The sequence below is a fragment of the Methanosarcina sp. DH2 genome, assembly GCF_020804225.1.
Taxonomy (GTDB): Archaea; Halobacteriota; Methanosarcinia; order Methanosarcinales; family Methanosarcinaceae; genus Methanosarcina.
Genome location: NZ_WJBI01000017.1, coordinates 1 through 20,299, shown reverse-complemented (window position 1 = coordinate 20,299; position 20,299 = coordinate 1). Strand labels below are relative to the sequence as shown.

At 43.9% G+C, this 20,299-nt stretch carries 24 protein-coding genes and 1 pseudogene; 19 read left to right on the top strand and 6 right to left on the bottom strand.

What is annotated here, in order from left to right:
• The first annotated feature begins 80 nt into the window (after window positions 1-80).
• The 16 genes from FXV91_RS16210 to FXV91_RS19980 all read left to right on the top strand — a co-directional run bounded on the left by FXV91_RS16210 (window position 81) and on the right by FXV91_RS19980 (window position 12,541).
• Entirely contained in the window at window positions 81-671 is a 591-nt protein-coding gene (locus tag FXV91_RS16210; protein ID WP_229391719.1) for a 50S ribosomal protein L15e, read from the top strand.
• Window positions 668-1,111 carry an RNA-binding protein gene (locus FXV91_RS16205; protein WP_229391718.1) on the top strand — a complete coding sequence of 148 codons (444 nt, stop codon included), beginning with the start codon at window positions 668-670 and terminating at the stop codon, window positions 1,109-1,111. The genes FXV91_RS16210 and FXV91_RS16205 overlap by 4 nt, the downstream gene beginning before the upstream one ends.
• Window positions 1,104-1,823: a ribonuclease P protein component 3 gene (locus FXV91_RS16200; RefSeq protein WP_229391717.1), complete on the top strand. Its 720-nt coding sequence runs from the start codon at window positions 1,104-1,106 to the stop codon at window positions 1,821-1,823. The genes FXV91_RS16205 and FXV91_RS16200 overlap by 8 nt, the downstream gene beginning before the upstream one ends.
• Entirely contained in the window at window positions 1,820-2,164 is a 345-nt protein-coding gene (locus FXV91_RS16195) for an Rpp14/Pop5 family protein (RefSeq protein ID WP_229391716.1), read from the top strand. Before FXV91_RS16200 ends, FXV91_RS16195 begins: the two co-directional genes overlap by 4 nt.
• A 695-nt stretch (window positions 2,165-2,859) precedes the next feature.
• Window positions 2,860-2,985, top strand: coding sequence for a hypothetical protein (locus tag FXV91_RS19990; RefSeq protein ID WP_255680670.1), 126 nt, complete (start codon window positions 2,860-2,862; stop codon window positions 2,983-2,985).
• A gap of 486 nt (window positions 2,986-3,471) precedes the next feature.
• Window positions 3,472-4,221 (top strand): archaeal proteasome endopeptidase complex subunit alpha, encoded by a 750-nt coding sequence (gene psmA, locus FXV91_RS16190; RefSeq protein ID WP_229391715.1) that lies wholly within the window; start codon window positions 3,472-3,474, stop codon window positions 4,219-4,221.
• A 78-nt stretch (window positions 4,222-4,299) separates the two neighbouring features.
• Window positions 4,300-4,992 (top strand): ribosome assembly factor SBDS, encoded by a 693-nt coding sequence (locus tag FXV91_RS16185; protein WP_229391714.1) that lies wholly within the window; start codon window positions 4,300-4,302, stop codon window positions 4,990-4,992.
• A gap of 11 nt (window positions 4,993-5,003) precedes the next feature.
• On the top strand, window positions 5,004-5,786 hold the full coding sequence (rrp4, locus tag FXV91_RS16180) for an exosome complex RNA-binding protein Rrp4 (RefSeq protein ID WP_229391713.1): 783 nt from the start codon (window positions 5,004-5,006) through the stop codon (window positions 5,784-5,786).
• A gap of 78 nt (window positions 5,787-5,864) precedes the next feature.
• The gene (gene rrp41 / locus FXV91_RS16175) at window positions 5,865-7,391 is read left to right on the top strand and encodes an exosome complex exonuclease Rrp41 (RefSeq protein ID WP_229391712.1); all 1,527 of its coding nucleotides are present in this window, start codon (window positions 5,865-5,867) and stop codon (window positions 7,389-7,391) included.
• Window positions 7,375-8,175 carry an exosome complex protein Rrp42 gene (rrp42, locus tag FXV91_RS16170; RefSeq protein WP_229391711.1) on the top strand — a complete coding sequence of 267 codons (801 nt, stop codon included), beginning with the start codon at window positions 7,375-7,377 and terminating at the stop codon, window positions 8,173-8,175. Before rrp41 ends, rrp42 begins: the two co-directional genes overlap by 17 nt.
• Before the next feature lie 169 nt (window positions 8,176-8,344).
• Complete coding sequence (locus tag FXV91_RS16165; protein ID WP_229391710.1) at window positions 8,345-8,629, top strand: 50S ribosomal protein L37ae; 285 nt, start codon at window positions 8,345-8,347, stop codon at window positions 8,627-8,629.
• 29 nt (window positions 8,630-8,658) lie between these two features.
• Window positions 8,659-8,796 carry a DNA-directed RNA polymerase subunit P gene (locus FXV91_RS16160; RefSeq protein ID WP_011021777.1) on the top strand — a complete coding sequence of 46 codons (138 nt, stop codon included), beginning with the start codon at window positions 8,659-8,661 and terminating at the stop codon, window positions 8,794-8,796.
• A 5-nt stretch (window positions 8,797-8,801) separates the two neighbouring features.
• On the top strand, window positions 8,802-9,275 hold the full coding sequence (locus FXV91_RS16155; protein WP_229391709.1) for an rRNA maturation protein: 474 nt from the start codon (window positions 8,802-8,804) through the stop codon (window positions 9,273-9,275).
• A 260-nt stretch (window positions 9,276-9,535) separates the two neighbouring features.
• Entirely contained in the window at window positions 9,536-9,784 is a 249-nt protein-coding gene (locus FXV91_RS16150; RefSeq protein WP_229391708.1) for a KEOPS complex subunit Pcc1, read from the top strand.
• A gap of 472 nt (window positions 9,785-10,256) precedes the next feature.
• The gene (locus tag FXV91_RS19985) at window positions 10,257-10,424 is read left to right on the top strand and encodes a CHASE4 domain-containing protein (protein WP_255680668.1); all 168 of its coding nucleotides are present in this window, start codon (window positions 10,257-10,259) and stop codon (window positions 10,422-10,424) included.
• A 122-nt stretch (window positions 10,425-10,546) separates the two neighbouring features.
• Window positions 10,547-12,541, top strand: coding sequence for an ATP-binding protein (locus FXV91_RS19980; protein WP_255680667.1), 1,995 nt, complete (start codon window positions 10,547-10,549; stop codon window positions 12,539-12,541).
• A gap of 248 nt (window positions 12,542-12,789) precedes the next feature.
• Here the strand turns inward: FXV91_RS19980 and FXV91_RS16135 are convergent, their stop codons facing one another.
• Both FXV91_RS16135 and FXV91_RS16130 read right to left on the bottom strand, forming a co-directional pair.
• Window positions 12,790-12,963 (bottom strand): hypothetical protein, encoded by a 174-nt coding sequence (locus FXV91_RS16135; RefSeq protein WP_229391707.1) that lies wholly within the window; start codon window positions 12,961-12,963, stop codon window positions 12,790-12,792.
• 402 nt (window positions 12,964-13,365) lie between these two features.
• Window positions 13,366-13,761, bottom strand: coding sequence for a Mov34/MPN/PAD-1 family protein (locus FXV91_RS16130; protein ID WP_229391706.1), 396 nt, complete (start codon window positions 13,759-13,761; stop codon window positions 13,366-13,368).
• 495 nt (window positions 13,762-14,256) lie between these two features.
• Here FXV91_RS16130 and FXV91_RS16125 point away from each other — a divergent pair, with 495 nt between their 5' ends.
• Both FXV91_RS16125 and FXV91_RS16120 read left to right on the top strand, forming a co-directional pair.
• On the top strand, window positions 14,257-15,429 hold the full coding sequence (locus tag FXV91_RS16125) for an NADP-dependent malic enzyme (protein WP_345945533.1): 1,173 nt from the start codon (window positions 14,257-14,259) through the stop codon (window positions 15,427-15,429).
• Window positions 15,430-15,558: 129 nt separating this feature from the next.
• Window positions 15,559-15,714: a hypothetical protein gene (locus FXV91_RS16120; protein WP_229391704.1), complete on the top strand. Its 156-nt coding sequence runs from the start codon at window positions 15,559-15,561 to the stop codon at window positions 15,712-15,714.
• 441 nt (window positions 15,715-16,155) lie between these two features.
• On the opposite strand, the gene FXV91_RS16115 is transcribed toward FXV91_RS16120, so the two are convergent.
• On the bottom strand, window positions 16,156-16,404 hold the full coding sequence (locus FXV91_RS16115) for a hypothetical protein (RefSeq protein ID WP_229391703.1): 249 nt from the start codon (window positions 16,402-16,404) through the stop codon (window positions 16,156-16,158).
• Between the two features lie 200 nt (window positions 16,405-16,604).
• On the opposite strand from FXV91_RS16115, the gene FXV91_RS16110 reads away from it, so the two are divergent.
• The gene (locus FXV91_RS16110; protein ID WP_229391702.1) at window positions 16,605-17,282 is read left to right on the top strand and encodes a class I SAM-dependent methyltransferase; all 678 of its coding nucleotides are present in this window, start codon (window positions 16,605-16,607) and stop codon (window positions 17,280-17,282) included.
• A 130-nt stretch (window positions 17,283-17,412) separates the two neighbouring features.
• Here FXV91_RS16110 and FXV91_RS16105 read toward each other — a convergent pair whose 3' ends face one another.
• The 3 genes and pseudogenes from FXV91_RS16105 to FXV91_RS16095 all read right to left on the bottom strand — a co-directional run.
• On the bottom strand, window positions 17,413-18,639 hold the full coding sequence (locus tag FXV91_RS16105; protein ID WP_229391701.1) for an ABC transporter permease: 1,227 nt from the start codon (window positions 18,637-18,639) through the stop codon (window positions 17,413-17,415).
• A 35-nt stretch (window positions 18,640-18,674) separates the two neighbouring features.
• Complete coding sequence (locus tag FXV91_RS16100; RefSeq protein WP_229391700.1) at window positions 18,675-20,057, bottom strand: COG1361 S-layer family protein; 1,383 nt, start codon at window positions 20,055-20,057, stop codon at window positions 18,675-18,677.
• Between the two features lie 2 nt (window positions 20,058-20,059).
• A pseudogene (locus tag FXV91_RS16095) lies at window positions 20,060-20,299 on the bottom strand (ABC transporter ATP-binding protein); the annotation flags it as partial.

Below are 20,299 nucleotides of genomic sequence, written 5' to 3'. Positions count from 1 at the left end.
TTTCGGGATTAGATCCCGTTGGAATGTGGTCCTGCAGGCAGGGCTGAACCATGAAACATAAGTGAAACTTGGTGTTTAAATTGTCAAAATCTTTTTACGGATATATACGTGATGCATGGAAAAACCCTGATGAGACTTACGTGAACGAGCTCCGCTGGGAGCGCATGCAGGTCTGGAGAAAGCAGGGCTCTGTGACCAGAATTGAAAGGCCCACAAGAATCGATAGGGCACGCTCCCTTGGATACAAAGCCAAGCAGGGCATTATAGTTGTCAGAGTAAACGTGCGCCGCGGTGGGCTTGGTAAAATAAGGCCCAAACGTGGAAGAAGAACCCAGAAAATGGGGACGAATAAGATCTCAGGCGGAATGAGCATCCAGAGGATCGCCGAAGCCCGTGCAGATCGCAAATACCCGAATCTTGAAGTCCTGAACTCCTACTGGGTAGGAGAAGATGGAAAGCACAAGTGGTTTGAAGTCATCCTTGTAGACCCTCACCACCCTGTAATAAAGAGCGACAAGAACCTGAACTGGGTCTGCGACGCGTCCATCAGGGGTAGAGCTACCAGAGGCAAAACCAGCGCTGGCAGGAAGGGCAGAGGCATGACCACACGCGGCAAGGGAACTGAAAAGACCAGGCCGAGCATCCGTGCGCATCAGAGTCGAGGCAAGTGATTCATCACATAACAATGCGTGTGATCGCCCACGCAACCGAAGACGTATCCAGAGTCCGAGAGGCTCTGGACTTTTTTTTATCCGGTGCCGGCGTAAAGGAAGGGAGTAAGCTTATAGAAGAGCTTCAGGCCGAAGGGCACCATGGAAATCCAATTACTATCCTTAGCGTGCAGCTTAAAAAGAAGGCAGAATGCCTGAAATTTGCCCGTTTTGTCCGGGAAAACTTTTCGGAAGAAGATATGGGTATGCTCAGGAAAGAAATGCCTGAGAGGCTGGACGATGATACGGTTTTTCACCTCCGCTTCGACAAACAGGCTGCATACCTGCAGCAGGTAAAACTGACTAACTCTTCTGACGCTATTATTGCAAAGGTCAAGATCGAGACCTATCCGAAGAACAGGGAAAAAGCCGGAGCCATAGTGGAGGAGTTATTTGGGTAAACCTAAATTTTATGATTTTTGCGTTCATGCAGCTCCGGATGGAGATAATACTGCTCCGGAACTTGCCTCCTTTGCCCGGCATCTTGGATACAGCGGGATTGCCCTTGCTAACCATTCCGATAAACTCCCTGATAAAAAGCCAGTACTGCCTTCAATAGAGGGTTTTGAGGTCTTTCAGGGGATTGAGCTTGTGGAGGAAAACCCCTCAAAACTGAACAGCTTGATAGGCAAATTCAGGAACTCAATGGATGTCCTGATTGTACACGGAGGGTCTGAAGCAGTCAACAGAGCTGCGCTCGAAAATCCCAGGGTAGACATCCTGAACCACCCGGCTTTTGACAGGAGCAGCGGGCTAAACCAGGTTCTGGCAAAAGCAGCTGCAGAAAACGGAGTTGCAATAGGTATTACCCTGAGACCTCTTCTTCATTTCCGGGGTTTCAGGCGCATTCGCCTGCTGTCCGACCTCAAAGCAAACCTTGAGCTTGCGAGAAAATACGAGGTTTCCCTTGTACTTTGCAGTGATGCCGTGTCCTGTTTTGACCTGCGATCCCCCATGGAAACTATTGCCCTTGCTGAGGTTTGCGGGCTTGAAGAAGATGAGGCTCTTAATGCAATAAGCACTGTTCCTGAAAGAATTCTCCAGAAGAATCGCCTTGGTCCGGGATATATAAGGGAAGGTATCGAAGTGCTTGAGGGAGAGGACCTCTTTTGAAACGCCTGCTACCTTCACTCCGCGCTAAAAAGCGCTATCTCGCTTTTGAGCTGATCTCAGAAGAGCCTGTGAGCAGAAGTGACATTGTTAAAGAAGTCATTTCATCTGCTTCCTCACTGCTCGGAGATGTTACGACCAGCGACTGTGATATTAAAGTTCTGGGATTTGAAAACGGAAAAGGAATTATCCAGTGCTCTCATACGAAGGTTAAAGAAACAAGAGCATCACTGGCCACTGTGACCCGGATCAACGGAAAAAGAGCGACTATTCATGTGCTGGGATCTTCAGGCACTGTTAAACGAGCTACGGAAAAGTTTCTACAGGGTGAAAGCTGGAGTTAAATCTTGAGTTAAGTTCCTAAAAACTGGAATGAGACTTGTAAATAGCTAAAGAATAGCTAAAGTAAAAATTCTGGAAAGCTTATCTGCGGTACGGAAAAATCAGGGGTGAGCCTAGGGTTTTCAGAATCCCGGCTATTACCGCAAACCACCATGCTGGTTTATTTGATGCTGACTCTCTGGTATATGCGGGAAAACTTAATCGGAGCGTTTATCCGGAAGCGGATGTGCGTTATCCGCCTTAAAAGTTGAGAAAGTCTCCCTGGCAAGTAAGCAGGCAAAACAGGCATCCTGCAAATTTAAACACAGTACCCTGGAGCACAGATACCCTGTTCTTTAGCACAGGTATCCTGTATCCTTTATACATACAACAGACATACACCGGCTCATAGGGTTTATATGTAGTCTCGTTTATATCCGGTCTTATTTATATGAAGTAAAACCCGGATATCTGCCTAGCAGTTACAGAAATCTGCAGGTACAATCAGCCATTATTAAGCGAGTGCTTGCACAAGAAGCGAATGCTTAAGTAAAAGTTTCAGGCTCGAATTCCTAAGGGTTGAAAGATGCAGCAATTGTCGAATAAGCTGTCTAATATATACTATACTGAATGAGTATTAGTGTAACAAAGTATAATACTGACTGGCAGAACTGATCGACAAGAGAGCAGCTTTGCCGGGACTCCTGGCAATTTACGTATGAGTGGTAAAGGGTCTGAATCGGGGGTATCCCTGAGTTCCGGGTGTGGAGCATGCAGGAAAATAAATTCTTCCCTGCAGGTTTCAGATCTGGCTTTAAACGCCGGAAAGCCCGGGCTCTCATAAGCATTATAACTGAGTAAATACACTTTATTAACGGACATAGTTAACATTGGAATGGACCTTCAAACCCTGTTAAAAAATTAATTGAAGTGCGTGAATTCGGGTTGCGCCTGAAGAATGTACTGTACAGGGTAAAAGTGCCTTTAAACTCCCGGTAACCGGGTATTTTCCGCTGGTTTCGTCCGAAAAAATCGGTTCAGGATTGAAAGTCCCGCGTAAAAGGCTAAAAACTCTAATAAGGAAGAAATACCTTATAGGGAATCAAAAGTCGGTTTCCTTACCTGAACACTGGGTCTGGGACTTTAAGCTCCTGAATTTTCGGGATATCCGCACAGGTTTATAGCTCTTACTGACCAAAGCCTTTTTTGGGCATGCGGTGGTTTAGCAGACGATTCTGCGGATTTGAAATCCTTAGGGAAAAAATGACCGGTTTCTGGCCGGGAAAATTAAAACATATGGAACATAAATAAAGGCAAGGAGATACGGAATATGCAGATGGCACCACAGATGGGTTATGACAGGGCAATTACGGTTTTCAGCCCTGACGGAAGACTTTTCCAGGTAGAGTATGCCCGCGAAGCGGTCAAAAGGGGAACAACAGCCGTAGGAATCAAGGCAGCCGATGGGGTAGTGCTGCTGGTCGACAAGCGAATAACGAGCAGACTTGTGGAAGCCGAATCAATCGAAAAAATATTCCAGATTGATGACCACATAGGAGCCGCAACCTCAGGGCTTGTGGCAGACGCCCGCGCCCTTGTTGACAGGGCCCGTGTAGAAGCCCAGGTAAACAGGGTTTCTTATGACGAACTCATAGGTGTGGAGGTAATCTCCAAGAAAATCTGTGACCACAAGCAGACCTACACTCAGTACGGTGGAGTTCGCCCGTACGGAACTGCACTCCTGATTGCCGGCGTGGACGACAAAAAGCCAAGGCTCTTTGAGACCGACCCAAGCGGCGCTCTTCTTGAGTATAAGGCAACAGCCATAGGTGCAGGCAGAAATGCAGTTGTTGAGGTTTTTGAGGCAGACTACAGGGAAGATATGAATATTGAAGCTGCTATCCTCCTCGGGATGGATGCACTTTATAAAGCAGCTGAAGGCAAATTCGATGCCGGAACCCTTGAAGTAGGTGTTGTATCCCTTCTGGACAAGAAATTCAGAAAACTGGAACCTGAAGAAGTTGGGAACTACGTTCAGCAGATCCTTGAGAAACACAAGGGAACTGAAAACAAAGAATAAAACCTATAAATATTTAAAGAATGAGTAAGCAGAGAATTTCAGATTCTCAAACTTACATTTTAGAGAAGGTATTCGAAAATGGTGTCCCTGGACGAGGCAGTGACTGCCCGGCTTAAAAGAGGCAGCAAACATTTCGAAGTCCTGGTCGAGCCCGAAGGGGCTCTGGCCTACAAGCGAGGAGAGGAAGTAAACCTCGAAGACATTCTGGCAGTTGAAACTATCTTCGAAGATGCAAACAAAGGGGATCGGGCAGCAGAGTCCGATATAATCAACTCTTTTGAGACAACCGACCCCTTTGAAATTGCTGCCGTGATCCTGAAGAGCGGAGAGCTTCAACTCACCGCTGATCAGAGAAAACGAATGCTTGAAGAGAAAAAGAAAAAGGTTATCTATACCATTTCCAGAAATGCTATAAACCCTCAGACTAGAGCACCCCATCCTCCCGCAAGGATAGAAAGAGCGATGGAAGAGGCAAAGGTGCATATAGACCCTTTAAAAAGCGTAGATCAGCTGGTAACCATTACGATGAAAGCCATTCGCCCGCTTATCCCGATACGCTTTGAAGAAATTAGTATTGCTGTAAAAATCCCTCCCGAATATGCCCCCAAAGCATACGGAGATATTTCCAGAGCCGGAAGCATTACAAAGGAAGAATGGCAGCGTGACGGCTCCTGGGTTGCAGTAGTGAGGATTCCTGCGGGAGTCCAGACTGATTTTTACGCTCTTATAAATCATCTAACGAAGGGAGAGGCTCAAACTAAACTTTTATAAGAGGATGTTGGATGGATAAAAAAATAGTGATCCCTGGTGACCTGTTATCCGAGAGCATGAAAAAAGCCGGATACGGGACGTATATCAAGAACGATAAGATCTATTCTTCGCTTTGTGGTATTGAAAACCTCAAAGAGGATAAAGTTGGAGTGATCCCACTTGCGGGAGCGTATATCCCCTCGGTGAATGATGTGGTGATAGGGATCGTTATTGTGGTTACTCCATCCAACTGGATACTGGATATTGCAGGTCCTTATGATGGTCTGCTCCATGTATCCGAGTATCCTAGAAGAGTCGAATCCCGGGAAATGCCTGAAATCCTGAACGTAGGTGACTCTGCAATTCTCAGGGTAAGAGATGTAGACAGCTCCATGAAAATCGAGCTTGCCCTGAGGGACCCGAGCCTTCATAAACTCAAAACAGGCCAGATTGTTGAAGTTGAGCCTGTAAAAGTCCCCCGTGTAATAGGACACGGCGGTTCCATGATTTCCATGCTGAAGAAAGAGACAAACTGCAGCATATTCGTAGGCCAGAACGGCAGAATATGGATTGATGGAAAGGACGAGGATATAGAGCTTTTGAGCAAGGCTCTCCGGAAAATCGAAGTCGAAGCCCAGCGTTCCGGATTGACAGACCGGATCTACAATTTTTTGAAAAATGAACGGATGAAAGAGAAAGAGTCCAAGCCCGTTAAATTTTTTAGAAATGAGAAGAAAGGTGCGAGCACATCAAAGGAAGATCATTCCGAAGATATATACAGAAAGATCGATGTACTGCTGGACCCGAAGAATTGAATTCCGGATAAAGTCAAGAGGATTTTAGGTAAGCTTCTCTAGAATATTTTGGTTTAGGAGTTGTTTGGAGATTAAAGTATGAGTGATAAACCTGAAAAATTAATCGCTGACGATGGGCTGCGCCTTGATGGGAGGCGTGCGGATGAGATAAGGCCCATGAAAATTGAGATCGGCGTACTTTCGCGAGCCGACGGTTCATGTTATCTTGAATGGGGCAGGAATAAGATCCTTGTAGGCGTTTTCGGCCCCAGGGAAGCTCATCCTCGCCGCAGCCAGCGCGCAGACTCGGCAGTTATCCGTTACAGATATAATATGGCATCATTCTCCGTGGAAGACCGTGCCCGTCCGGGACCCAGCAGGCGGAGCATCGAAATCTCAAAGGTTTCCAGGGAAGCTTTCGAACCTGTAATTATGGCCGAGATGTTTCCGAAGACAGCAATTGATATCTTTGTAGAAGTGCTTCAGGCCGATGCAGGGACAAGGACAGCAGCAATTAATGCCTCGAGCATAGCTCTTGCAGACGCCGGCATTCCTATGAAAGGGCTCATCACCTCCTGTGCTTTCGGAAAAGTTGACGGACAGATTGTACTTGACCTCAACAAGGAAGAGGACAACTACGGAGAAGCTGACTTCCCTGTAGCAATGACCCAGGACGGGGAAATTACTCTTGTCCAGATGGACGGGCACCTTACTCCAGAAGAGATTAAGAAAGGTATGGAACTGGTAAAGAAAGGCTGCAAGGAAATCCTTGAAATCCAGCAGGCAGTTCTTAGAAAGAAGTTTGAGACACCTGTTGATGAGATCCCGGAAGTAGCCACAGGAGCTGAAAAGGAAGGCGGAAAAGAAGAGGCCGTACCTGCCTCCGAACTTGCTCCGGAAGTAGTAGTTGAAGAGGCTTTTGAGGAAGCTGAAGAATTAGGAGCAGAGATCTCGGAAGAACCATCTGAAGCGGATATCCTTTCCAGTGAAGTAGTACCTGACTTCGAAGAAGAGCTCGAGGAAGATATTGAGCTCGAGGAAGATATTGAAGAAGAGTTCGAAACCGAGGAAGAATTCGAAGCAGAAGAAGAGGAATTTGAAGAGGAAGCTCTTGAAGAAGAGGCTGAATTTGAGGCTGAATCCGAAGAAGATTTAGAGGAAGATTTAGAGGAAGATTTAGGAGAAGAACTCGAAGAAGAGGAATTTGAAGAGGAAGCTCTTGAAGAGGAAGCCGAGTTTGAAGCCTCTTTTGAAGGTACTCCCGAACTAAAAGAGTTCGAAGAAATTGAAGCCAGGCTCGAGAAAGAAACTGCTTCCAGAGAAGCCGAAGAAGAAATAGAACTTGGATCTGAAACTGAGGAACCTTCCGAAGAAGAGACCTCTTCTGAGGAAGAAGCCGAAGTTGAGGAAGAAGTCGAAGTTGAGGAAGAAGCCGAAGTTGAGGAAACCACTGCCTCAGAAGAAGCTATTGAGCCTGAAAGAGAGGCCGAATCCGAGGCTGAAACTACAGAAGTTTCCACTGAAGAGGCGGAGGCAGAAGAGCCTGAAGAAGAAAAGTCCGAAGGTCCCTGGAAGGTAGTAAAAGACCCCTCTGAAGCCGGAACCAGAGGTGAAAAAGATGAGTGAAATCATAGCTACACTTAAGAAGGACTATATTTACAGCCTGATGGTCAAAGAAAAGCGCCAGGATGGGCGCGGATTTAAAGAGTTCAGGGATCTCAAGCTCGAAACAAACGTGATTTCCAAAGCTGAAGGTTCTGCAAAAGTCACCCTTGGGAACACTCAGGTTCTTGTAGGTGTGAAGCTCCAGACCGGAACTCCATTTCCAGACTCCCAGGATGAAGGCGTGATTATCACCAACCTTGAACTTAACCCTATAGCTTCTCCAGAATTTGAGCCCGGGCCTCCAAGAGAAGAAGCAATCGAAATGGCAAGGGTTGTTGACAGAGGGATCCGAGAATCAGGCGCAATTGATATAAAGAAGCTTTGCATAACGGTTGGAGAATCAGTATGGATTGTCTTTATAGATATCCATATCCTGAACGATGACGGAAATATCATTGATGCATCCTGTCTTGCTGCGATCGCAGCCCTCATGACCACAGTTGTCCCGAACGAACAGCAGGGACTGGGCGAGAATGTGCCCCTTGCAATGAAAGAGATGCCTGTCGGCATAACCCTAGCCAAGATAGGCTCAAAACTGATGGTTGATCCCTCCCTTGACGAGGAGGCAGTTTGCGAAACAAAACTGACCATCGTTTCCAGTTCGGACGGGTCTGTTGCAGGCATGCAGAAGATGGGTCCTGCCCCGCTTACCGAGGCAGAGCTATTCGAGGCAATAGACCTGGCAATTGAAAAGGCAACCGAAATTCGCGAGCTCTACCTTGAAGGGCTTGCAAAAAGCGAATAAATCAGGCAGGATTAATTAAATATAAATATTAAATGCCAGTATTACGGTCTAAGTGCACGTCTTAAGATGGTAGAAGAACCCGGGTCTCAGGTCCAACCAGCTCATAGATTGGTTCAGGGCGGGGCTCTATCACTTCTGGCTTAACATTTACATTTAAGGAGTTTTAACGATGGCAAAAAAATTCACTAAGAAAGGAAGAATTTCCAGATCTGCAGGCAGGTTTGGTCCCAGGTACGGGAGAAAAGACAGAAAGCTTGTCGCAGACCTGGAAGAACGCATGCGAGCTCCGCATGTATGCACCAAATGTGCCCGCCCGACAGTAGGAAGGCTCGGGACCGGGATCTGGAAATGCAGCAAGTGCGGACACACCTTCGCTGGTGGGACCTATATCCCCTACACAAGCGTTGGTCAGACCCTGCTGCGCACCATGAAGAACATTGCTGAGGCAAAGTAAATTAACAATTTTCAGGAATGTGAGGTTGTATGGGTTACAAGTGCACTCGATGTAAACAGAAAGTGGAAATTGACTACGAGTACACAGGCATAAGGTGCCCGTATTGCGGACACCGGATCCTGGTAAAAGAGCGTCCTACAACCATCAAACGCATCAAGGCCGAGTAAGAAGTATGTTAGTTACTTCTTCTCGCAAACCTTCTGCAAAGACCCGGACGCTTTGCAAGCTTCTTTCACGCTTTATTGCCGGCAGGAGCATTTCCCGCGGCAAGATGGGCATGCAGGAACTTCTGGAGTTTGCAGAGGGCGGGCCTCTCATAGTAGCAGGAGAGTACCACGGAAACCCTGGGGAACTCAGCTTTTATGACGATGCGGGGAAGCTTCTTTTTTCCCTCAGGTTTTCGGACTGGTATTCTGAGGAAATCAATTCTTACTGGTTTCCAGATGTTGAACCGGTGCTTGCAGGCCAGGGAGAGATTGCGGACGCACTTGAGTCTTTTTTCCATTTTAACAGGGTAGAAAGTGATAAGGTTGATCAGCTTCCTCCCCGTTCCACATTGATGGTGGCAGAAGAAAAAGAGATTGATTTCATGGGCAGCGGGAAGTCTCTTTTTAAGCTTACCGTCAAAGGTTTTAAAAAGTACTGACCAAATAACCCATTTTTCAGAAGATTCTGAAATTTCAGATTTTTAGAATTTCAGGTTATTCAGGAGTATCAGGCTATTTTCAGAGTAAATCTTAAAATCAATTTATCAGGACTGGATCCTAAAGTTAAGTTTTCAGAACAGATATTTTAAATTAAAATCATGATCTGGAGTCAGTTTAAAACTAGTCAGTTTAAAACTAGTCAGTTTAAAACTAGTCAGTTTAAAACTTTTAAGGTAAGATCCTTCTCAGGAGGAATTCTTTGAAACTTTCCGCAGAGTTTACATTTGAAATCGAAACTGCCGAAAAGATCTATCAGGCTGTCCTTCCAGAACTTAATGACAACTTCTCTGAAAGGTCAAGGATAGGACTGTCTCTTGAAGGTGCAGACTGCCTTGTACTCATGGTTGAAGCTGAAGATGTTGTTTCCCTGCGCTCTGCCCTGAACACCTGGTTCAGGCTAATCCAGATCGCTCAGGAAGTCCTTGAGGTTACATCTGGAGCCCAATAAATAACTGCCGATCAGTGATCAATTAGCCACTTCGGTGAATTAGATACTGAGAATTACCATCTCACAGGTATGGACAGGGATATACTTAGAACTGCTTTTAACATCCAGGGCCCTGAATAAATATAAAATCAGGGACCCAAGCCTTATTATGAAAAAGATGTGTCAATTTTGCATGCAATATAATTATATTTTTATTAATTACTATTTAAGTTCATATTAATTTTTTAGATATAATTGAAGGGTGAGATCAGAAGAACAAGTGTTACTTTACTACAAATTTATTTCCAATGTCGACTCAGTCTTATATACTTATCTTTCCTTTTTAATGTTATAATAATTGCTTTTTAGCTTTCGATTATCTATTTTCTTCATAGCCTGTGGGGTGTTCGGAATAGATATTAGTAAAAAAGTTTTTATAATAACAATTCTAATTTTTGTCGTTCTGACTGCTACTTTTACATTTACCTATAATATGCAGCTTTCAAACTTTTTGGAGCTCGAACAGGCTGATACATTGAAGAATGTAAAAAAAGTACAGAATGTAGTTTCGACCGAACAGAGTTATCTTGATAATATGGTCCAGGACTGGGCATGCTGGGACGATACTTACCGTTTTATCGAGGACAGGAATCAGGGATAGAGCCGATCCCAAAACTCAGAACTACTCCTCTAAACTGCGAATTTTGAATAATCAATCGTGTTTTTGATCACGGAAAACAGTTCTGAGATTCTTATTGATTTTAGAGTAAACCTTGTTTTGGGATGAGCTCATATATAAACGTAAACCTTCAGAACCAGACTCTTGCCGGACTCAAAGTAAATGTTATGCTTTTTGTGGATGATACAGGCTCGCTTGTCTATACAAAATCGGTAGACATTAACACAGGTGAGGAAAAACCGGTCCCTGAAGAGCTTATTGAAATGATAGAAAGCGGGGTTCTTTCCATAAAGTCAGAAGATAATGTTATAAGCGGCTATGTTTTGCTTGATGAAAACCCTATGTTTATCTCCTGCCATCCGATCCTTACGACAAAATATGAAGGGCCTGTGAAAGGAACTTTAATTTTCGGGAGGTATTTAGACAGTGCTCTTCTGGAAAAATTCAGAGAAACTACCCGTTCTTCAATTTCTATGTACAGGATTGATGAAGATATTCCTTCCGATTTTCAAGCAAAATTTCAAAATTTTTCCGGGTCTCCGGATAGGGCTCTTGTCGAACCCTTCAGTGAAGAGAAGATAACAGGTTATTTTGAGTTAATGGACGTGTCAGGCCAGCCTGCAATTATTATGAGAGCCGATTTCCCCAGAGATCTGTATTTGAACGGCGAAAAAGCTCTGAATTATATGTATTTTTTCCTTGTGCTAACCGGGCTTGTGACAGGGGTTGGAGTTAAAGTTTTACTTGACAGTCTCTTCGTTTCGAGACTTGGTGAGATTGATAATTTCGTTACAAGAATCAGATCGGAAAAAGATCTTTCTAAAAGATTGACTTTAAAAGATGACGATGAACTCTATCGTCTCTCAAAGGAAATAAACGGGATGCTGAATGAAATCGAGCTGGCAGAACAGGAGTTAAAGGCCCAGGAGAGGGAAAAGAAAGTCCTTCTTGATTCTTTAAACGAACTGGTTATTTTCGTAAATCCTCAGCTTAAAATTACCTGGGCAAACAAAGCTGCTCTTGAATATATGCATATGGACCTTGAAAAAGCAATGGGAATACGCCTTAAAGATATTTCGGACATAAGCAGCCCCCTGGTTGAAAACCTGAAGCTTGAAGAGATCTTTCTGAAAGGAAATCAAAAGTCAGGGGAATTTACTTCAGAGGATGGCAACTCCTGGTTTGTCCAGGCAATCCCGGTAACTGATGATAATGGCAGGATCATAGGCGTTCTGGAAACCTGCACGGATATTACAGGAAAGAAAGCAATAGAGAAACTTCTTCAGGAAAAACAAATTGCAGAAATTGCGAACCGTACCAAGAGCGAGTTCCTTGCAAATATGAGTCATGAGCTGAGAACTCCACTTAACTCAATAATAGGATTCTCAGATCTTTTGCATGAACAAGCCTTTGGGGAGTTGAATGAAAAACAGCTAAAGTATACCGGCAATATTTCAAGGAGTGGAAAGCATCTTCTTAATCTGATTAATGACATTCTGGATCTTTCTAAAGTAGAGGCCGGAAAACTGGAGCTTGAATATAAAGAGTTTGAACTTGTTAATAAGCTAAACATGATAAAGAATCTTCTATCTCCAATTGCAGACCGGAAAAACATCAAAATTGAAATCTATGTAGATAGCAATCTTACCAGCATCCTTGCAGACGAAGCCAGGTTTGTTCAGGTAATGTACAATCTTATGGATAACGCTATAAAATTCTCCCAGGAAAATAGCCCTGTAAAGATAGAAGCAAGAAAGAAAGGAGACCTGGTAGAAATAACGGTTAAGGACAATGGAATCGGGATAAAAGCTGAGGACCAGCACAAACTCTTCAAGCCGTTCAGCCAGGTTGATCCATTTTCCTCAAAAACGTCCCAGGGAACGGGGCTTGGACTTTCACTGGTTAAGCAGATTGTTAATCTTCATGGAGGATATATCTGGTTCAGAAGCAGTCCCGGTGAGGGGAGCACCTTTGCATTCGCAATTCCTATAAATTGGGATAAAAGAGATGGCGAAAGTACATGGTTAGATGAGAAAGAACAAAACAGAACAGATGAGAAAGAACAAAACAGAACAGATAAGAAAGAACAAAACGGCTGAAAACTGAAGGCTTCAAGATAAAGGGATAATAACAGATATCGGTATAGAGAGAAACGTAAAGGTAAAAAAGGAGATATAAAAAGAAAATGTTGAATAGGACTTAACCTGAAATCCGTTTGATTCCGGCAAGCAGAAACAGATTTTTTGCGCTTTCCGGTTTTTTGTCCAGCTGGAGGCTTGATCAATGTATTTTTACACTTCAACCTCGTTTAATAGAGCTTTTTTCGTCCCCAATCCGCGGTTCATTTTTAATACCTTGCCGCTCCGGCGTTTTTCGATTTGGGACCTTTATTTGGCCTGAAAGCCCGCTCCGGGCACTTCTTGGAATCGGTTTTCCCGCGTACTTCAAATCCGAGGCTGAAACATTCGCCTTTTAGCTCATCAATAGCCGTATAAAATCTGCAGTCTTGGCATGTAGGCATTAGGATTACTACCTCCAGATACGTGAAGGCTATCTGGTTCTTGAGTCCCAGATATGTTTCCCGGATACAACCTTGAAGTTAAAGCTGCTTCATTTTAAATGAAGTTCAGGGTGTATCCCATAAATAATGTGTATCTGTAAATAAAATGTTTTTGGTAGGGGATAAGGCAGGCAGCAGGCAGGTCCGAAGAAAAATGCCACTTTTTAAGGCATAATAATGAAAAAAACAGTTAAGGTTACTAAAGAGAACGAGATTTTAAGGTTACTAAAGAGAACGAGATTTTAAGGTTACTAAAGAGAACGAGATTGAGATATTAGCCTGGACGTTGCCTGAACATTCGCTGGATGCCTGGAACAGAACTTTATGCTGCAGGGAGAAACAGTCACATCGTTTTTTGTTTTATTAAATTTCCTCGTCTTCTTCGAATTCTATGTCAAGGACAGGAAGCTCTCTAATATTCCCTCCCCTGTCATAGCAGGTCCAGCTCTGCCTGTTGTAGGGACGGCCAACTATGATATGGCAGTTTCCGGTTTTCGAAAAAAGGTGTAAGTCGGCTTCTGAAGGACTACGATTGGGTCCGGGGTGACTGTGGACCGAACCTGCAGCTTTTACATTCGGCATCATGTAAAGCCTGAGAACCGCGCTTGAATCACTTGATTCGGTGCCTGGAAGAATAAGCACCTCAGTGATTATGCCATCCTTCTCCTGCAAAAGCCCGGCAAACTCTTCCGGAGCCATTGACCTGCTAGCTTCAAGAATAAAATCAAGAGTATCGCGGGCAATTCCTTTAATCTGCATACAGGGTAATTCTCTTTAAGTGGTATATTTCTTTCTGGAAAACAGGCATGCAAATTGAGAAAACGTGGAAGTAAAATTCCCTCTTAATTTTGATATTTCTTAATTGCAACCCGAACCCGCATTCTTTAGTCCGGGTTCATTTTACCCCATCGGGTTTATCTATTATTTCTGCAAATCACTATGTAGCATTATAAATCACTGTATAACGTTATAAATCATTGTATAACGTTATAAATCACTGTATAACGTTATATCTCTTACAGGCATCTTTTCCGGAGATTTCTCTCTTCGGACACAGGATTTGCCTTGTCAAAGGGGGTTTTCGGAATAAAAGACATTCGTTCGGTTTCAGGCTCGGAAAGAGATCTGAAAGAAAATATTGATAAAGGCTTTGAGGCGGATTCGGACTTTAAGGCAGATTCCCAAAAGGCCTTTGAAAAGGGTACCGAAAAAGATGATGGCACGCACGATTCACTGTATCAGGAGTCGCTTGCAATGCACAGGAGGCTTGGGGGTGTACTTGAGGTTGCAAGCAAGGTTCGCCTCCGTACAATCCACGACCTCAGCGTTGCCTATACACCCGGAGTTGCCGAACCGTGCCGGAGAATTAGTGAAAACCCTAACCTTGTTTACCTTTACACCCTTAAGAAAAATACAGTTGCTGTCGTAACTGACGGCTCAGCTGTACTCGGGCTTGGGAACATAGGACCTTATGCGGCTCTGCCGGTTATGGAAGGAAAGGCGATTATCTTCAAAGAATTTGCCGGCATAGACGCTTTTCCTATCTGCCTGGACACACAGGACACTGAAGAGATTATAAAAGCAGTAAAAAACCTGGCTCCGGTTTTCGGAGGCATCAACCTTGAAGATATCAGTGCACCCCGCTGTTTTGAAATCGAGGCGAGGCTGCGGGAAGAGCTTGACCTTCCTGTTATCCATGACGACCAGCACGGGACGGCCATTGTAGTATTTGCAGGGCTCCTGAATGCCCTTAAAATCGTAAAAAAAGAACTGAGAGAGCTAAAAATAGTCATCTCAGGGCTTGGGGCTGCAGGAGTTGCAATTATAAGGTTTCTGATCCGGGCAGGAGCAAACCCTGCAAAAATCCTTACCTGCGACAGCCAGGGGATTGTATATGAAGGACGGGAAAGTGGCATGAATCCAGTAAAAGAGGAAATTGCCAGGCTTACGAACCCTAAGAAGTTAAAAGGCGGCCTCAAAGAAGCCTTACCCGGAGCTGACCTCTTTATAGGAGTCTCAGTAGGAGGAATCGTAACCGAGGATATGGTCCTCTCGATGGCAAAAGACGCAGTTGTAATGGCAATGGCAAACCCTGTCCCTGAAATCATGCCTGAAGCTGCAAAGAGAGCGGGTGCGAGAATTGTTGCTACTGGCAGGTCAGACTTTCCAAACCAACTCAACAATTGCCTGAGTTTCCCTGGTGTCTTCAAAGGGGCTCTTGGCACCTGTGCAAGAAAGATAACACCAGAGATGGAGATGGCAGCAGCCTGTGCGCTTGCAAATGTTGTGACCGCAGGCGAGCTTTCCGAAGACCATATCATCCCGGACCCCCTCGATAAGCATGTAGTGCCTGCGGTTGCAAAAGCCGTCGCCCATGCGTCACTTGAAAGCTGTGCTGCAAGAAAAAACTTTGAAGACAGTAACTGAAAGATTCGAGTTTCTTCTTTCGCAAACCAATACAGGTTCGTAGACTAATATTCAGAACTATTGTTTCAAAAGCAATTTTAACCTAAATTACATATTTTTCCTGTCAAGTAATATCGAGGAGGATATGTAATGAATTGCACCAACTTGAAGCAGGGTCAAATTCTTGTCTGTGAGAGATGCGGGCTCGAACTTAAAGTAACAAATGAGTGTGGGGATGAACGCTGCTCTATGGGCTGTGCTGGTGATATGGACTGCTGCGGAGAACCGATGAAATTGAAAGAATAATACATTGGGTGAAACTCAGGAGGAGAACATGAGCAAAAAACGGTTATCATGTAAAGCAAATCATTTCTTTCGCCCTGCATAATCCCGACCTTTTATGATCTTTTCTGTCCTTTAGGAGCCAGGATTGATAGAATCAATCGACATAATGAAAGGTAATTCTTTTTTCATTTTCAGAAGTGAAGTATAAATACAACTTTAGTATTATATTAAATGGGTTGTGGAGAACAGTCGTATGTACGGATCTTTCTAAGTTGGATATAAACCTCTTTCAGATTCCCCACTCCCAAAAATTTTAAACTAGAATTGAAGAGTAAAAATGATGGGTCAATCAGCTTTGGTAGTGATAATCAATGTGCGATAGAGTATACGATTAAACACTAAAGCGGTCACCAGCACGACTATACATAAACCATAATTGAAAAAAAGGTGTGAATAGAAGGTTTATTCGGTCTTGTTCTTTTGAACCTCTTCCAGTATCTTCTTCTGAGTTTCCGCGATCTCTTTTAACGTTGTGTTGATTTCTGTTATTAACTCAAGCATTTCTTTTGTTATGCTGGTCTCTGAAATTTCTACCTGGCAAGTCTCGGTATGTTCCATTTCTTCCCTTTGTAGTTCTCTCAGGACATCCCCCAATACGCCAAATTCACGGCTCTTATCATCGCTGGCTGCTGCTTTATCTTCATTATACATGACTCTAACAGTGCCGCAAAATATAAATAAATTATTTATTGAGCTTTGTAGAAATCCACCTAAACTGGTTTAGAGAGATTAAAAACGAATATTAGATACGGTAACAGGCCAAAATGAATTAATTATATTGCAGAACAAACGCATATGCAGTAAGAAGGAAAGGAAGCGCCCTTCCCTGGTGCAAAGACCTGGAGGAAAACATGAGTGAAATTCAAAGAAAGTTTGATGCTATCTCAAAAAAGTATGATGAACAGAGGAAGAAATTCATACCCTGTTTCAATGATTTTTATGGAACAACTGTATCCGTGGCATCAGTAAATAAGGAAAATCCAGATATACTGGACATAGGTGCCGGAACAGGACTATTATCGTCGTTTATGATGAAAAGATATCCAGAGGCATCATTCACGCTTATTGACATCTCGGAAAAGATGCTGGATATGGCAAAAGACAGATTCAAAAATAACTCAAATGTAAAGTACATTGCAGCAGACTATTCAAAATATGATTTCGTGGAAAAATATGATATGGTAATCTCAGCCCTATCTATCCATCACCTGGAGGATGAAGACAAAAGAGATCTCTACAAAAAAAGTTACTCCATACTTAAAGAGAACGGAATTTTTATTAACGCCGATCAGGTACATGGAGAAACTCCTTTCATAGAAAATTTAAATAAAACAACCTGGAGACTGTATGTCGAAGGCAGCGGCTTGCCTGAAGAAGAAATACTGGCTGGTTATGAAAGAACCAAGCTTGATAAGGATTCAAAATTAGATCAACAGCTGGACTGGCTTAAAGAAACAGGTTTTCGTGATGTCAGCTGTATATATAAGTACTATCAGTTTGCAGTGATGTTCGGGAGAAAAATTGTATAAATTAAGGGTTTTACATCCGCGTAGACTCCTGTTCTTTTTAAAAAAACGGCCAAATAAATCAGACTCGCTTTTCCCTACTTTCCCTTTTCCGCTTAAGCAGGAAACTAAGGAAGGGTGATTCCTTCCTAATTCATTCATATCTTAATGCATCTACTGGCTTTAACTTCGAGGCCCTGTACGCAGGTACCATTCCCGAAATCACACCTATCAGAATTGCCAGGGCAAGCCCTTCAATCATCAGGTAAGGGCTTACGCCTCCTGAAGTCATATCACTTCCCATCATAGATTGGAGACCAGCTGAAACAATCCATCCCAGAATAACTCCAAGAACACCGCCAACAAGGCCTACCATTGCGGAGTTAAAAAGGAAAATCATGAGGATATCCCTGTTTTTAGCGCCAATGGCTTTCATAGTCCCTATTTCCTTTGTTTTTTCAAGGACAGAGGTAAACATAGTGTTAGCAATACCCACGGACCCTACCAGCAGGGAGACGGCTGCGATAGCTCCAAGGAAGAGGGTCATCGAACTTGTCATTTCGGTAACTGATTCTGCCATGGATTTTGAAGCTGTCACGGAAAAGTCCCTGTCATCCTCCCGGATAATGTGTCTTGAAACCATGAGCTTGTCCTCGATATCTTCCATAAGTCCGTTCACAAGATCCTCACTCCTGGCTTTCACAGTGATGCTATCATAAACATCTTTTTCTGCGTCATCAATAAGTTCTACTGCCCCATCTATTGGCATGTAGATTTTTGAGTCATCCCCTGCCCCTTTTTCTTCCAAAATTCCAACAACTCTGACTGCTTTACCGTTGATTGTTATTACCTGGTTAATTCCTATATTCCGGTCATAAATTCCACTGGCAATGTCGCTTCCTATGACTGCGACATACTTATCAGCTGGTTCAAGCAATCTCCCGGATTGCGTCTTAAGTGTCGTCGTATATTTCCAGACCTGGGGATCCACACCCGTAATTGAGAGGGTTGCGGTTTCTCCTGCATATTTTGCCTCTTCACTACCGGAAATCTGACCGGTTATGTATTGTATACCGTCCAGACCCTTAAGGGCATCAATATCATCATCTGTCAATTCGGAGTCTGTCGATACATCCCCTGCCATCCAGGAAGGACCACGCATGCTGGATGATGCTTTAGTATATCCTGGAGATATGGTTATTTTTGTAAGGTCCATCTCCGCAAGCCTGCTCTGTATGTCTGCCTGCATGGCATCCCCTAAAGAGACAATGCCAATTACAGATCCGACTCCTATAACTATCCCGATAATGGTCAGCCAGCTCCGGAGCTTGCTGTGTACAAGCATGTTCAGGCCCATTTTCAGGTAGGTTGAATTTCTCATTTTGCATCCTTCCGTTCCCTAAGGATGTTGATTTTTCAGTCTCTGGGCGTCTTAAGGCTGTATTTCTGTTCTTCAGGCTTTTTGTCTCCGGACTGTTTTCCGTTTCCGGACTGTTTTTTCCTGCGGTACATGAAAACACCTGCTCCTGCGACTATTATTACTACGAGGTAGGGCAGGTAGGAACCCTGGTTGTTGCTATCTGCTCCGGGCCTGCCTCCAGTGGCCATTGCGGCTGAAGTCATCTCGATTTCGACATCTCTATCAACCGTGATTCTTTCTCCTTTCGCATCCGTATATTCAATCTGAACTTTCAATGGAGAGGTGGCTCCAGATGCGGGGGGCACATTGTCTCCTGAACTGGTTTTTGCTGTACCGGATCCTGATTTTCCACTCTCGCCAGCAGCCTGTGTACTTGCGACATTAAAGGAAGCGATTGTGTAGTCTCCTTTCTCAAGGTTTCCAACGATACTTGAAGAGCTTCCTGTTACCTTGAAATTATCCTGTTTCGGAACCGATACTTTCACGGAATATGCAATGTTGTTGCCGACATTTGCAACTGAGAGAGAGATCTCTCCTGCATCACTTTCCGAGAAAGATACATCAAAATCTGTTTCTCCACCTACGAAAAGCCCTGCTGTGGTTTTGATTATTTTTTCATTGGACTCAAAGTCTTCATAACTGAGGGTTAAATTCAGAGTATAGAGTCCCGGATCAGCATTCACATCCGCCATTACCGAGTAAATAATGTCTATAGAGTCTCCGGCTGACAGGTATTTGATATACTTTGTATTGTCCGAATAAACAGGTAAAATTACGCCTTCGGGGTCTTCCCAGGAGATGACCATGTTTTTCAGAGGGGAGTTTCCGGTGTTTGTGATTATAAATTTAAGAGGCTCTTCTTTTGCAAGGTCAATGTTTGCTTTATCTATGGTCACAATCTGGGCGTATTCTTTGCCTCTTACATCGAGATATATGGTGTTTGTAGTGGTCATCGTGCTTGAAGAGGAACCTGATCCGCTTTTTGAAGTGGTTGTGACTTTCATTTTATACGTGCCTTCGGAAGCATTGGAATCGGTCAGCAGCTTGAACTTCAGGACGCCTGCATCATCATCTTCCTGCCGTGCATTCAGGTAAGACATCGATTTTTCAAGGGATTCCCCTGAAAGCTTTGAGAAAGGGTACTCAGGTTCAACTGAAACAGTGATATCTTTCAGGTCATTTTTTCCTACATTCTGCACGCTGAATGTAAGCTCTACGGCTTCTCCGGGCCGGGCAGCATCAGGGTTCTGGTTGGTCAGGTTTACCTGCACGGATGCGGAATTTATGTTTCCGTTTGATGCGCCAAGGGCTGTTCCAGCCCCTAGGCATATGAATGCTGAAACCAGCAGTATTAATGTTAGTAAAGAGAATTTCTTCATTTTTATTCCACCTTTTCGTTTTTCTTGTGCTCCTCGATTTTTTCGATCTCACCGTCTCTTATGTACACAACTCTTGTTGCATATTTTACCAGCTCCAGGTCATGAGTTACGATGATAATCGTCTTTCCTTCCTTTTCATGCAGTCCATCCAGAAATTCCAGAATATAATCTCCGGTCTTGGTGTCCAGGTTTCCTGTTGGCTCATCTGCCAGGATTATAGGCGGGTTCACAGCCAGGGAGCG

Bases quoted from the DNA above. Each gene is read 5' to 3' on its own strand.
- FXV91_RS19990 (WP_255680670.1), top strand. From the start codon at position 2,860: ATGAGTGGTAAAGGGTCTGAATCGGGGGTATCCCTGAGTTCCGGGTGT.
- psmA (WP_229391715.1), top strand. From the start codon at position 3,472: ATGCAGATGGCACCACAGATGGGTTATGACAGGGCAATTACGGTTTTC.
- FXV91_RS16185 (WP_229391714.1), top strand. From the start codon at position 4,300: ATGGTGTCCCTGGACGAGGCAGTGACTGCCCGGCTTAAAAGAGGCAGC.
- rrp4 (WP_229391713.1), top strand. From the start codon at position 5,004: ATGGATAAAAAAATAGTGATCCCTGGTGACCTGTTATCCGAGAGCATG.
- rrp41 (WP_229391712.1), top strand. From the start codon at position 5,865: ATGAGTGATAAACCTGAAAAATTAATCGCTGACGATGGGCTGCGCCTT.
- FXV91_RS16165 (WP_229391710.1), top strand. From the start codon at position 8,345: ATGGCAAAAAAATTCACTAAGAAAGGAAGAATTTCCAGATCTGCAGGC.
- FXV91_RS16160 (WP_011021777.1), top strand. From the start codon at position 8,659: ATGGGTTACAAGTGCACTCGATGTAAACAGAAAGTGGAAATTGACTAC.
- FXV91_RS16155 (WP_229391709.1), top strand. From the start codon at position 8,802: ATGTTAGTTACTTCTTCTCGCAAACCTTCTGCAAAGACCCGGACGCTT.
- FXV91_RS19985 (WP_255680668.1), top strand. From the start codon at position 10,257: ATGCAGCTTTCAAACTTTTTGGAGCTCGAACAGGCTGATACATTGAAG.
- FXV91_RS19980 (WP_255680667.1), top strand. From the start codon at position 10,547: ATGAGCTCATATATAAACGTAAACCTTCAGAACCAGACTCTTGCCGGA.
- FXV91_RS16135 (WP_229391707.1), bottom strand. From the start codon at position 12,963: ATGCCTACATGCCAAGACTGCAGATTTTATACGGCTATTGATGAGCTA.
- FXV91_RS16130 (WP_229391706.1), bottom strand. From the start codon at position 13,761: ATGCAGATTAAAGGAATTGCCCGCGATACTCTTGATTTTATTCTTGAA.
- FXV91_RS16125 (WP_345945533.1), top strand. From the start codon at position 14,257: ATGCACAGGAGGCTTGGGGGTGTACTTGAGGTTGCAAGCAAGGTTCGC.
- FXV91_RS16120 (WP_229391704.1), top strand. From the start codon at position 15,559: ATGAATTGCACCAACTTGAAGCAGGGTCAAATTCTTGTCTGTGAGAGA.
- FXV91_RS16115 (WP_229391703.1), bottom strand. From the start codon at position 16,404: ATGTATAATGAAGATAAAGCAGCAGCCAGCGATGATAAGAGCCGTGAA.
- FXV91_RS16110 (WP_229391702.1), top strand. From the start codon at position 16,605: ATGAGTGAAATTCAAAGAAAGTTTGATGCTATCTCAAAAAAGTATGAT.
- FXV91_RS16105 (WP_229391701.1), bottom strand. From the start codon at position 18,639: ATGAGAAATTCAACCTACCTGAAAATGGGCCTGAACATGCTTGTACAC.
- FXV91_RS16100 (WP_229391700.1), bottom strand. From the start codon at position 20,057: ATGAAGAAATTCTCTTTACTAACATTAATACTGCTGGTTTCAGCATTC.